Annotated in this window: 11 protein-coding genes, 1 pseudogene and 1 riboswitch; all 12 genes and pseudogenes read right to left on the bottom strand. The window is 57.2% G+C overall.

Going from position 1 to position 12140, the window contains the following annotated elements; all coding sequences use genetic code 11:
• Positions 1-70: 70 nt before the first annotated feature.
• A complete protein-coding gene (locus DVH26_RS06880; protein ID WP_239632557.1) occupies positions 71-1087 on the bottom strand; it encodes an RluA family pseudouridine synthase in 1017 nt (338 codons plus the stop codon).
• Positions 1084-1650 (bottom strand): cob(I)yrinic acid a,c-diamide adenosyltransferase, encoded by a 567-nt coding sequence (locus tag DVH26_RS06875; protein WP_239632555.1) that lies wholly within the window; start codon positions 1648-1650, stop codon positions 1084-1086. The genes DVH26_RS06880 and DVH26_RS06875 overlap by 4 nt, the downstream gene beginning before the upstream one ends.
• Before the next feature lie 13 nt (positions 1651-1663).
• Positions 1664-3241: a cobyric acid synthase gene (locus DVH26_RS37225; protein WP_239635300.1), complete on the bottom strand. Its 1578-nt coding sequence runs from the start codon at positions 3239-3241 to the stop codon at positions 1664-1666.
• A gap of 306 nt (positions 3242-3547) precedes the next feature.
• Positions 3548-4492: pseudogene (locus tag DVH26_RS37220) on the bottom strand (pyridoxal phosphate-dependent aminotransferase); the annotation flags it as partial.
• Positions 4493-4622: 130 nt separating this feature from the next.
• A complete protein-coding gene (gene cobS, locus DVH26_RS06860; protein WP_239632553.1) occupies positions 4623-5456 on the bottom strand; it encodes an adenosylcobinamide-GDP ribazoletransferase in 834 nt (277 codons plus the stop codon).
• A complete protein-coding gene (gene cbiB / locus DVH26_RS06855; RefSeq protein WP_239632551.1) occupies positions 5429-6418 on the bottom strand; it encodes an adenosylcobinamide-phosphate synthase CbiB in 990 nt (329 codons plus the stop codon). Before cbiB ends, cobS begins: the two co-directional genes overlap by 28 nt.
• A 34-nt stretch (positions 6419-6452) precedes the next feature.
• Complete coding sequence (gene cobU / locus DVH26_RS06850) at positions 6453-7052, bottom strand: bifunctional adenosylcobinamide kinase/adenosylcobinamide-phosphate guanylyltransferase (RefSeq protein WP_239632549.1); 600 nt, start codon at positions 7050-7052, stop codon at positions 6453-6455.
• A 19-nt stretch (positions 7053-7071) separates the two neighbouring features.
• Positions 7072-8133, bottom strand: coding sequence for a nicotinate-nucleotide--dimethylbenzimidazole phosphoribosyltransferase (gene cobT / locus DVH26_RS06845; protein ID WP_239632547.1), 1062 nt, complete (start codon positions 8131-8133; stop codon positions 7072-7074).
• Positions 8126-8968, bottom strand: coding sequence for an ABC transporter ATP-binding protein (locus DVH26_RS06840; RefSeq protein ID WP_239632545.1), 843 nt, complete (start codon positions 8966-8968; stop codon positions 8126-8128). The genes cobT and DVH26_RS06840 overlap by 8 nt, the downstream gene beginning before the upstream one ends.
• A 69-nt stretch (positions 8969-9037) precedes the next feature.
• Complete coding sequence (locus DVH26_RS06835) at positions 9038-10075, bottom strand: FecCD family ABC transporter permease (protein ID WP_239632543.1); 1038 nt, start codon at positions 10073-10075, stop codon at positions 9038-9040.
• Between the two features lies 1 nt (position 10076).
• Positions 10077-11111 (bottom strand): ABC transporter substrate-binding protein, encoded by a 1035-nt coding sequence (locus tag DVH26_RS06830; RefSeq protein ID WP_239632541.1) that lies wholly within the window; start codon positions 11109-11111, stop codon positions 10077-10079.
• Positions 11112-11330: 219 nt separating this feature from the next.
• A riboswitch (cobalamin riboswitch) is annotated at positions 11331-11529 on the bottom strand.
• 54 nt (positions 11530-11583) lie between these two features.
• Positions 11584-12120: a hypothetical protein gene (locus DVH26_RS06825; RefSeq protein ID WP_239632539.1), complete on the bottom strand. Its 537-nt coding sequence runs from the start codon at positions 12118-12120 to the stop codon at positions 11584-11586.
• Positions 12121-12140 lie beyond the last annotated feature (20 nt).

The raw sequence follows: 12140 nt of genomic DNA, 5'->3' as shown, positions 1-12140 counted from the left end.
TGGAGGAGCATACCCCACCGGATTATACTACTTCTCGACAAGCTCACTTTGCAGCTTCCGCAAAGTCTCCTCATCCAAGATCATGCAGCAGGCGAATGCACTGCTCCAGATCTTCCGGCAAAGGCGCGTGAAACTCGATCCACTGCTTGGTAGCAGGGTGGACGAAGCCCAGGGAGCAGGCATGTAACGCATGGCGCTCCAGCCCGAAGGCATCCTCCTGAGCCGCCGTGCCTAACTCTCCGTCGGGAGCTTTATTTCCGCTGCAGGCCGGATCATCATCGGACGGGCTTTCCATGCTGCGGCCCAACCCGCCCGCTTCCAGCTTATACAGCTTGTCGCCAAGCAGCGGATGGCCCAAATGCTTCATATGTACGCGGATTTGATGCGTCCTTCCTGTTTCAAGCCACAGCCGCACAAGCGTCGCTTCGCGGAATCGGCGCTCGACGCGGTAATGCGTTACCGCCGAATACCCGCTCTCCGTTACGATGCGGAGATGCGGCTGCTCCGGGTCTCGATCGATGGGCTCGTTCACCGTACCTTCGTCACTGGCGACAGCTCCGTGAACCAGCGCGAGATACTCCTTTTTCACTTCATGGGCCTGCATCTGTTCGGAAACCTGCTGATGGATGAACGGATTTTTGGCTACGGCAAGTGTGCCCGACGTCTCCTGATCGAGCCGGTGGATCGGCCGGAACCGGTAATTCCAGCCTTGCTGCTGCCAATAGTAGACGACGGCATTGGCCAGCGTATTCACGTAATGACCGTGCGTCGGATGAACGATCATCCCTGCAGGCTTGTTCAGGACCAGCAGATGGTCGTCCTCGTACAGGATGGTCAAGGGCAGGTCCTGCGGCAAAATATCGTCGGACTGCTCCTGCTCCATCCGAACCTCCACGACATCTCCCGCTTGGACACGCACGCTGATATACTTGCGCTGCCCGTTGACCGTGATGCCCTGCTCCGTCAGCTTCAGCCGGGAAAGCAGCTTGCGCGACAGCCCCATCCTGCTCTGCAAAATCGTCTTGAGCAGAATTCCTTCTTCTTCAGGCGAGACATGATAGACTAGCGGTTCATAGTAAGGCTTCATTTACGGCGAAACACCTCGGCGCTGCGCGCATACTCCACATCCTGAACGCCGCTTCTCACGTTGGCCAGCCGTGCGACCGTAAAGAAGAAATCCGACAGCCGGTTCAAATAACGGCGAACCTGCTCGTTGATCGGCTGGGTTCTGGCAAGCGTCACCACCCGGCGCTCGGCACGGCGGCAGATCGTCCTGCAAACGTGCAAAGCGGATGAAGCCTGAACCCCTCCGGGCAAAATGAACTTTTTAATGTCCGGCGTCTCCGCGTCATATTTATCAATCCATGTCTCCAGCCTGTCGACCATCTCCGCCGTCACCTTGTAAGGCCGCAGCTCCTGCTTAAGCAGCGCCAGGTCGGACCCGCAGTCAAACAGTTCGTGCTGCACTTCCAGCAAGTCAGCCAACAAATCGGCGAATATCGCCGGATCAAGGAATCCCATCGCTTGACCGACAAAACAATTCAGCTCGTCGACCGTGCCATAGGCCTCCACCCGCACGTCATCCTTGTCGACTCGGCCTCCGATGACCCCGGTTTGTCCGGCATCGCCGGTTCGCGTATAAATTCTCACACGTTCTCCTCCTTCAATTTCGTACTCCCATCATCTCATAGAGACGCTCCATATCCAAGTGGCTTCTTACGTGATCCGCCAGCCGGTCGAACGCAGCCTCTCGTCTTGCCTGAAACCGCAGCTCCGCCGGAGCAGGCTCCAGTCCCTTGCTAAGGCGGAGCTCGTTCAGCCACGCACGGCGGAAATCGTCGTTATGCAAAATTCCGTGCACATAAGTCCCCCAGCACTTGCCGTCTCCGGTTACGGCGCCATCCGCATGGACGCCCGCACCCCCATCGGGGTCCAGCAGCTGAAACGGGTGCTCTACAGGCTGCAGAAAGCGGGTTCGGCCCATGTGAATCTCGTAGCCATGGATCGGGTAACGCTCCTCCTGAGGGGAGATGCCTTCCTGGTTTCCGTACAGCTGCGTCCAGCCTTCGGCACGAACGGTACGCTTGTCTGAGGTAAACACGGTTTCGGTTGGAAAAAGGCCCAGTCCTGCCGTTTCCGGACGGTCCGATTCAACCAGCTCCGGATCGAGCAGCCGCTCGCCCATCATTTGATATCCTGCGCATATGCCGACCATCCGGCCGCCTTGCCCTACATGGTTCAGCAGCGCTTGCTCCAGCCCGGTCTGGCGCAAAAAGAGCAGGTCGTCGACCGTATTTTTACTGCCGGGAAGCAGAACGGCATCAGGCTGTCCCAGCTCATCCGGCGTCTGGACAAAGCGCAAGCTGACGTCGGATTCATACAGCAGCGGATCGATATCCGTAAAGTTGGACAGCCGGGGCAGACGGATCACTGCAATATCCAGAGTCGATGCGGACGCACTTTCCGTCTCCATAACGCCGGCTGCACTAGCTGATCTTCCCCTAGTCAGCACGCCTGTAGCCAGCTTGCGGTCGAGCGAAGCCGAGTCCTCATCCTCCAGCTCCAGATCAGGCAAATAAGGAACGACGCCGAGCACCGGCTTGCCGGTACGATTCTCGAGCCAATCCAGCCCAGGCTGCAGCAGCGTCACATCGCCGCGGAATTTGTTGATGATAAAGCCTTTTACACGGTCCCGCTCTTCCTCGCTCAAAATGTCCAGCGTACCGACAAGGGAAGCAAATACACCGCCGCGATCAATGTCGGCGACCAGCACAACCGGCGCATCGGCCCAACCGGCCAGCCGCATGTTGACGATATCGCGGCTTTTCAGGTTGACCTCCGCAGGGCTCCCCGCTCCTTCAAGCACAACGACATCATGCGATTGTCTTAGTCTTCGCAGCGAATCCTTGACGATGGTCTCCGCTTCGTCCAAATATTTCTCGCGATACGTCCGTGCATCCAAATCGCGGTAAGGCTTCCCGTGCACGACCACCTGGGAGACCATATCTTTTTTCGGCTTCAGTAGGATCGGATTCATATCGGTAGTCGCGGGAATACGGCAGGCGTCGGCCTGCATCCCTTGAGCGCGCCCAATCTCCTTGCCGTCGGGAGTCACGTACGAATTGAGCGACATGTTCTGCGATTTGAAGGGAGCTACGCTCAAGCCGTCCTGCAGCAAAATACGGCATAGCGCCGTAGTAATAAGGCTTTTGCCCGCATCCGAGGACGTTCCCTGCACCATAAGCGTTGCAGCTAGTGACGATTCAGCACCGACGACAGCCGGGGAAAGGCCCGCGCTCCGCTCCGTCCCGCTAACAGAATCGATAGAGCCCGTTCCACTCTGTATTGCCAAAGCCCCGCCTGCCCCTGCGGCTTCCTCACGATAGGCTTGAACGATCGGCGGCGCCGTTGGAAGCGAAACAACCGAAGCTTCCACATGCAACGGCTTTCCGTCACCACGCCCGAGCAGCTCCAGAATCGATGCCTGAAGCTCGCGAACCAGCCGCTCGTTGTCCTCCCGCAAACGAATGGCAACCCGGACATAAGTCTCGTCCAGCCCCGGAAACAGCGATGCGTCGCGGATAAGCACGCCTCTCTTTCCCATTTCCGCCTGCAGCTCTTTGACTTGAAGTCCCAGACCACGAAGCGAAAACAACAAATAGTTCGTTTGGCTGGGCGTTACGATCAAGCCGAGCGACTGCAGTCTGTCCACGAGCCATGGGCGCTCCTCCGAAAGCCAAGCATGCGTGCGCCGTTCGAACTCGTCGTCATCCAATACGGCGGCTCCAACCAATTGAGCCAGCGTATTGACGCTCCAATGTACTTGCTGGGCGCGCATCTCCTCAATGCGATCCGGATGGGCAACGATGAAGCCAAGCCGCAGTCCCGGGATCGAGTAAAACTTCGTCATCGAACGAATGACCATTAAATGCCTGGACCGAGCGGCTTGGCGGATTAACGAAATATTCTGTTCATTAGGACAGAAATCAATAAATGCTTCGTCCAAAATGACCGGCTTGTCCGTTCTTGCAAGCAGCTCTCTTACATCCTGCGGCAGCAGACGACCGGTCGGATTGTTCGGAGAGCCGAGAAACAAAAGATCCGAATCGGCAAGCGCCTCCTGTACTTCCTGCAGCTGCAGCGTAAATGCGTGTGCTTCATCCAAGCGGATTTCACGGATGGTTCCGCCCGTTTTGTTCACGGCATCCTCGTACTCCGAGAAGGACGGCCGCGCCAATCCCGTCACCTTCGGGCGAATGACGCGTACTGCAAGATCGATCAGCTCCGCCGCTCCGTTGCCTACCAGAATCGACTCCGTCGGAATGTTGTACTTCTCCGCCAGCTTGCCGATAAGCTCGCGAACCGCAGGATCCGGATAAGCGATCACGTCGCGCCAGCGGTCCCGCAAAATCGTCTGGACAGCCGCAGGCGGCCCCAGCGGGTTCATATTCGAGCTGAAATCTAGAAATTCGTCCTTGCTTTTCCCGAACATTTCCGCCGCCGTCCACAGATCGCCTCCATGACCGTGCCGTTCCAGCATAGTGAATCCCCCTTTCTCGTATAGGTTATTATGCATATCCCTTCATCCTTTACTTCGGGCTCGGACAATTGCCGAACGAAGCTCACACATAGCGGATAACGCCGTACAGCACCAGCAGCAGCACCGTCTCCAGCACTTCGTTCATCGCCCCGTAAGTATCGCCGGTAAGACCTCCCAGCTTGCTGCTGAGAAACCGGCTGATCATAGCTCCTCCTAGCCCACTGGTCAGCACGGCCAAGCCGACGATTAACAGTCCTTGTACGGAAAAAGGAGCCTCCCTCATGCAAACCACCAGCAGCCAAGACAGCAGCAGCGCAACCGCCGTATGGATCGCCAAATGCTTCGCTCCAAGCCCGCGAAAAAACGATCCGAGCCCTCCTCCGCCTTCCTGCCCTTGTCTGGCATAAGGCCAGCAAGCTATCGCAACGACCATATACCAACGGCTCCACAATGTGGCTAGCGGCAGGGCAAACAAGGTGCTTTCCCAGCTCAGAGGCAGCCATTGCTGGAGCAGCGTCCATTTGCACAGCAGCAGCAGGACGCAGGCGATGACTCCCATGGCTCCCACCCGGCTGTCCTTCATAATCTCCAGCATTTTCTCCCGCGACCGGTAGCTGAAAATGCCGTCCGCCGTGTCCATCAATCCGTCCAGATGCAAGCCTCCGGTCATAGCGATCCAGCATACGAGCATAATCGCCGCCGTAACGCCCGGAGACAGCCAGCCTTGAAACAGCAATCCGGCGCAGCCGAGCAGCACACCCAGAACCGTTCCGACAAGCGGATAAAATACGACGCTTCGGCGAAACAGCGCATCGTCGTAATGCAGTGTCACCGGAACGGGAAGCCGGGTCAAAAATTGAAAGGCTGCGGCACAGCCCGCCAACCCTTTTACCATAAAGTCCAGCCAAGTGCGCACAACAGCCCTCCCGCAATCAAAATGCTTACGCCGTACAGCAGACGTACGGTCTGGACAATATCGTCCATCCGCCGTTCCCGGAGCGGCCAGCCCATCCGGGCCCGTTCGCTGGTCCGGCCGTGGTATACGTTGGTGCCGCCCAGCTCAATGCCGAGCGCTCCCGCAACCGCCGATTCCGGGATGCCGCTGTTCGGGCTCGGATGCAGACGGGCAAAGCGGAACACCGCCTTGGTTGCCCTAACCGCCGAGCAGCCTTTCCGGCAGGCGGCGACCGCCACAAGCAGCAATCCGGTCAAGCGTGCCGGAATCCAGTTCATTACATCGTCCCAGCGAGCTGACGCCCAGCCGAAATATAAGTATTTGTCATTTTTATAGCCAACCATGGAATCGAGCGTATTCGCCGCACGATACAGCATAGCAAGCGGAGCCGCTCCTACTAAAGCATAGAGCAGCGGAGATACGACTGCATCCACCGTATTTTCGGCTACCGTCTCCACCGTAGCCCTTGTCAGTTCAGCTTCGCCCAGCTGCGATGTATCCCGTCCTACAATGTAGCCTGTGTAGGTACGGGCCTCCTCCATCCGTCCCTCCGACAAAGGAATGAACACTTTCATCGCAGCGTCCTTCAACCCTTTGATGGCAATGGTCGTCGAGATGAACCATGTGTTAACCGCATAACCGAGCCACGGGTGAACTGTTCTGGCCGCCCATAGCAGAAGCCCTATCGCTGCAAATGCTACCGCCAGAGTGGAAACGGTCAGCATCACCCCGCGCAGACGCTGCGATGCGGGAGAACCGTCGCGGGAGCTCCCTGACGGGTGCAGCTTCGATTCCACCCAGCGAATCCACTGTCCGATCCGGATAACCGGATGCGTCGGCCAGCGCGGATCGCCGACCCACCAATCAATAACAATGGCAGCGACAAGCATCCATGCCGTCTCCTGCCAGGAATAAAACAACACCTTCGTCCACCGCCCGCTCTATTGCCGAAAGCCGCTACAAGCGAAAAGCCCGGCTCTTGAGTTCTATCGGAATGCCGGCTGTCACAAGGAATACTTGCTCCGCCTCGCGTGCCAGCCGCTGGTTCATGATGCCCGACAAATCGCGAAATTGCCGGCCCAGCTTGTACTCGGGTACAAGACCGTACCCGACTTCATTGGTAACCAATACGAGATTACGGCCGCTATCGGCGAAACGCCGGCAGGCGGCAACCAGCTGATCCAGCTCTCCCTTCACACGCTGTTCCGCATCCGGCTCCTGCTCATAACGGAGCAGCCAGTTGGACAGCCATAAGGTGAGACAATCGATCAGAACTACCGGAGCCTTCGGGCTGCCGGCAGCTTTTTCCGAGCCTGTTTCCTTATTCAACGCCCATTGCATCAGAACCCCCGCAAGCTCATACGGCTGCTCCACGGTGGTCCATCGGTAGCCGGCTTCATCCCGCTGCTGTCTGTGCAATGCGATCCGATCCTTCATTTCCTCATCATACGCCTGGGCCGTGGCGATGTAAACGCCCTCCCCGGCCAGACTCGAAGCGTAAGCCTCGGCAAAAGAGCTCTTGCCGCTGCGCGCTCCTCCCGTTACCAAAACGAGCATAAGTCCTCCTCCTTCTCACTTATTGATCGGATGAGGATATCCCCGCCGAAGCGAACGAAGCCATCTCCTTCATCACCTTCACCGAGGCTTCAATGAGCGGGAAAGCCAGTACGGCTCCGGTCCCTTCTCCGAGCCGCATATCCATGTGCAGCATCGGCGACAAGCCTACAGCTTCCAGCAAGCGCGCATGCCCCGTTTCCTGCGACAGATGCGAGGCAATCATATACGATACGCTCTGCGAAGCGATTCGGCTGGCAATCAGAGCCGCAGCCGACGATATGAAGCCGTCGATGACGATAGGGCGGCGATGCAGCGCAGCCCCCAGAATGACGCCGGTGAGACCGGCAATCTCCAGCCCCCCCAGTTTGGCTAACACATCGATCGGATCGTCCGCATCGGGCTGATTCAGCTTAATCGCGCGCTCAATGACCGCTTGCTTATGAAGCAGCTTCTCGTCGTTGATGCCCGTCCCCCGGCCGACCGCAGTCCCGATATCCGTGCCTGTAAGCACGGCTAACAGAGCGGAGCTCGCCGTAGTATTGCCTATCCCCATCTCGCCTGTAGCGAACAGTGAATAGCCGTCGTCGACGAGCTCTTTGACGAGATCGATGCCGACTTGAATCGCCTGCAGAGCCTCTTCCTCCGTCATCGCCGCTTCCTTCGCCATGTTGCGCGTCCCTTTGCGCACTTTGCGCGAATAGAGCTGCGGATGATCCAGCTCGGCATTAACGCCGATGTCGACACATACGACATCCGCTCCGGCATGCCGCGACAATACATTGACGGCCGCTCCGCCGTTCAGGAAGTTAAGCACCATCTGCGGCGTTACTTCCGCCGGAAATGCGCTCACACCTTCCTCGCACACTCCATGGTCGCCTGCCATGACGATAACCGCCTTTTTCCCTAAGGACGGTACGGTCTCTCCTGTAATGCCCGCCAGCTGCCGGGCTACCTCCTCCAGCCTGCCGAGACTCCCCGGCGGCTTGGTCAATTGATCGAGGTGACGGCCCGCCGCCTCGATGGCTGATGAATGCAGCGGCCCTATTTCGCCCGCAAGCTGATACAATGACGCTTTAGACATCCGTATGACTCCTCTCCCTAGCTTTATTAGACACAGCGCCCTCTGCGGCGCTCTGCAGCAAAATTTGCGGTACACCCGATACCGGATGCTTAAGCACGATCGGCTGAGTCCGATACACCTGCTCCAGCAGCTCGCTGCGGATCACTTCCTCCGGTCTCCCGATGCCGACGACCAGCCCTTCCTGCAGCATCATCAGCCGGTCGCAATATTGCGACGCCAAATTCAGCTCATGAAGGACGGCTACCACCGTCAACCCGGATTCCTGCTGCCACGACCGGATCCATTCCATCATCTGCACCTGGTATCCGATATCCAGGTAAGTGGTAGGCTCATCCAGCAGCAAAAGCCGCGGCTGCTGCGCCATGACCTTGCCAAGTGCCACACGCTGCCGCTCACCGCCGCTCAGCCGGTCGATGCTGCGGTGCTGAAGCTCCTGCAGCTGCAGCCGCTCGACGATGCCGTCGATCAGCTGCTCCGCATCGTAAGCTCCCTTCTCGTCGCCAAGCCAATTTTGGAACGGGTACCGTCCCATCCCGATAATCTCACGCACCGTGAAGCCAAGGGGCGGCAGCGCATCCTGCTGCAGCACGGCGGCCCATTGCGCGAGCTGCTTGCGCGGATACAAATGCGCCTGCTTGCCCTCCAGCAGCACTTGGCCGGATGCCGGCTTCTCGATGCCGGCAATGAGCTTGAGCAGCGTCGATTTGCCGCTGCCGTTAGGCCCAATGATGCCGAAGCATTCCCCCTGCTGTACGGAGAACCGGATTTGCTTCAATACGGTCTGCCCGTTATAGGCTAGACCGGCATCATCTGCCTCGATGATCTCGTTCGGCATCCCTTACGCCCCCCTTCACTTATCAGTCGCAGTGCAGAGCTGCGAGCTCCGTCAGCGATATCCGATCGACTAGCCTCCGGATATCCGCTTGTTTCTTTTCAGCAAATAAGCAAAAAACGGCGCCCCCATAAATGCGGTCACTACCCCTAAAGGAATTTCCGTCGGACTGAGCAGCGTTCGGGCCAGCGTATCCGCCCACAATACGTAGAAAGCGCCGCCAATGATCGATAAAGGAAGCAGCAGCCGGTAATCCGGCCCGACCAGCAGTCGCAGCAAATGCGGGACGATCAGTCCTACGAAGCCTACGACGCCCGATACGGACACGGCTGCCGCAGTAACCAGCGTTGCGCATGTGAGCACAACCACCTTCGTCCTCTCGACACGGATGCCCAGGTAGGCCGCCTGCTGCTCCCCAAGCGCAAGCAAATTCATAGCTCGGCCATATCCGAGCAAAATCAGCGCGCCTGCTGCCAAATAGGGCAGCAGTACAAGCGAGAACGACCAGCCCCGAAGCGCAAGGCTGCCCATTAACCAGAACACGATTTCATTAATGACCTGCTTCGACATGGACACCATCAGCGACACGAAAGAGCCGAGAAATGCCTGCATGACGACGCCGGACAAAATTAACGCCTCCATGCGCAGCTTACCGTCGGTCCTGGCCAGCAAGAGTACAGTCACCAGCGACAGGACGCCTGTGAAAAACGCCACTACCGGTACCGTCCAGATGCCCAGCAGCGCAAACTGCAAGCCGAACAAAATGAGAAAGGACGCGCCGACCGAAGCGCCCGAGGAAACGCCGAGCGTATACGGGTCGGCCAGCGGATTGCGCAGCACTCCTTGGAAGGCGGCTCCCGCAATGCCGAGTGAGGCTCCGACGAGCAGCCCTAACAGCACGCGCGGGAATCGGACGCGCCAGATGATCTGCTCGGAGGCCGGCTGCCAGTCCGGCTGCACGGATGTGCCGATCCACGGCACGTGATGCAGCAATATTTTCCACACGTGCACAATGGGCACATGAACCGTACCGATCGACAAGCTGATCGTCACGGAAAGAAGAAGGAGCAGAATTCCCGCTCCTCCCCAAACGGTTAGCCTCCGTTTCATCCTATTTCACCAATTCCGGATAGATGCCCTTGGCAACCTCCAGCAGACCTGCCGTAATGCGCGGCCCCGGACGGCTGATCGTGTCCTTGTCCACCCCGGACAGCTTGTTGTTTTTGACGGCGTCGATCGAAGCCCAGCTGCTGCGCTCCTTAATAATTTGATCCATCGATTTTTTCGATTGCTCGTCGATCAGGTTTTTCGGGTACAAAATGACCTGCGGGTTGTCCGCAATCACTTTCTCCTCGTTAAGCTTGGCATAACCCGTGACGTCGGAAGATACGTTAATGCCGCCGGACAGCGTGATCAGCTCATCCATGAACTCGCCTTTTCCTACCGTCCAGCCCGGAGAGAACTCGATAAACACCTTTTTCTTCTGCTCCGGCTTCAAATCCTTCACGGCATCCGTCACCTTCTGACGATCCGCTTTCATCGAAGCGACGAGCTTCTCCGCCTGCTCCTGCTTATCGAAGATTTGGCCGAACATAATAATATTGTTCATTACGTCGTCGATCGTCTTCGGCTCCACCTTGAACATGTTGACCTTCAAGCCTCTCAGCTGCTCCACGACAGGAACCTTCATCGATACGCCCGTCAGCACGACATCGGCATTAGCACCGATCAGCGCCTCTTCATTCGGCTTCACGATGCTGCCCATCTTCGGCTTCGACTTCGCTTCCGCCGGATAATCGCAGAAATCGGATACCCCGACCACTTTATCTCCCAAGCCCAGGGCGAACAGCGTCTCCGTCTCACTCGGGGATACCGATACGATACGGGACGGCGCTTTCTCGAAGGTAAACTCTTTGCCTGTCGCATCTTTCACCTTGATCGGATATACCGTCGCTTTGGCTTGAGCGGCCGGCTGACCGGTTTGATTCCCGCCCGCCTTGGGAGGATCAACCAAATTGCCGGTTGCCGGAGGCTGTGTTTGCTGCGGTTGCTTCGGCGCACAGCCGGCGGCGCTGAATACCAGCGCAAGGCCCAGTACGGCGGCCAGCCATTTTTTCGTGCTTTTACGTGAATGATTGCTTGTCATATCCATATAACTCCCTTTTCTCTTCCGAGATGACCCCGGAATCTTATCAATTGTATTGCTATTAACTAAAAACCGGAAACCGGCTTGGAAAGCAGCAAAAAAATCCCTCTGATTCATTTGTGGAAAAGGAATCAGAGGGCTTACGGCTTATCAAACGGCAATCAGGCTCTCAACCGAGAACCGTTTGTGCGTGACGCTCCTTTTTTCCTCGAAAAGGTCGGTCGGTATTCGAACGAGGCAGGTTTCCTGACTTATGGATCTTGCGACGCCTCGCCTTCCCATTCCCGTGACAGGGTACAGTGGCTTCATGAGGGTCACTCCAAATACAGTGGCGGGACCGTGCCGGATTGTCACCGGCTTCCCTTTTAACCCGCAAGCAAGCTTCCTGCTCGCAGGCACCTCTTCGAATCTATGAAATTATGAATCCGATACTTGGTAGCACCTTGAACTATCACTGTTGTATGTCGCTTGCTTATTTTTGAGCGATGATCTTCATCACTTGCATCACTTTATCCTGATTTTTGGCATTGGCCGGGACGAAAGCTACCAAATCTTTGCCGTTCAGCTTCAGCTCCGTGAACCATTTGGACTGCTCCAAAGGAATCCCGTACAGATGCTTTTCTTTTTTCGCAGCCCCGTCTTTGGTGTCTACCGGCAATTCCAGCACACCGTCAGGGAAATCCTCCTGCTTCGCCACATTGTCCAGACTGACATAGCCGCCCTGCTGGCCGATTTGCTTGAATTGCTCCGTAGGCACGACAATGATGCCGTTCTCCCCCGCAGCGATTTCCACTATTAATTTCTCCATAGAAAAAATCGGTGTCGTCACGATGCTAACGGTCGGCGCCGTTCCGACTTTCGTCTGCAATGCCGCCTGCAGCTTGTCTCCCACCTCGGCAGGAATGCCATTGGACCCCATCATAAACATCGGTACGTCGGCCTTCGGCCCTCCGCCACAGCCGGCAAGCACTGCCAGCAGCATCAGCATAAGCATGATTTTGCCTCTCATGATCCCTCTCCTTATGCAAT

Source organism: Paenibacillus sp. H1-7 (assembly GCF_022354825.1).
Lineage (GTDB): Bacteria > Bacillota > Bacilli > Paenibacillales > NBRC-103111 > Paenibacillus_S.
The sequence above is the reverse complement of the archived record's forward strand: the minus strand, read 5'-3'. Positions and strand labels throughout refer to the sequence as shown.

Bases quoted from the DNA above. Each gene is read 5' to 3' on its own strand.
- DVH26_RS06880 (WP_239632557.1), bottom strand. From the start codon at position 1,087: ATGAAGCCTTACTATGAACCGCTAGTCTATCATGTCTCGCCTGAAGAA.
- DVH26_RS37225 (WP_239635300.1), bottom strand. From the start codon at position 3,241: ATGGTGCAGGGAACGTCCTCGGATGCGGGCAAAAGCCTTATTACTACG.
- cobU (WP_239632549.1), bottom strand. From the start codon at position 7,052: ATGCTCGTTTTGGTAACGGGAGGAGCGCGCAGCGGCAAGAGCTCTTTT.
- cobT (WP_239632547.1), bottom strand. From the start codon at position 8,133: ATGTCTAAAGCGTCATTGTATCAGCTTGCGGGCGAAATAGGGCCGCTG.
- DVH26_RS06840 (WP_239632545.1), bottom strand. From the start codon at position 8,968: ATGCCGAACGAGATCATCGAGGCAGATGATGCCGGTCTAGCCTATAAC.
- DVH26_RS06835 (WP_239632543.1), bottom strand. From the start codon at position 10,075: ATGAAACGGAGGCTAACCGTTTGGGGAGGAGCGGGAATTCTGCTCCTT.
- DVH26_RS06830 (WP_239632541.1), bottom strand. From the start codon at position 11,111: ATGACAAGCAATCATTCACGTAAAAGCACGAAAAAATGGCTGGCCGCC.
- DVH26_RS06825 (WP_239632539.1), bottom strand. From the start codon at position 12,120: ATGAGAGGCAAAATCATGCTTATGCTGATGCTGCTGGCAGTGCTTGCC.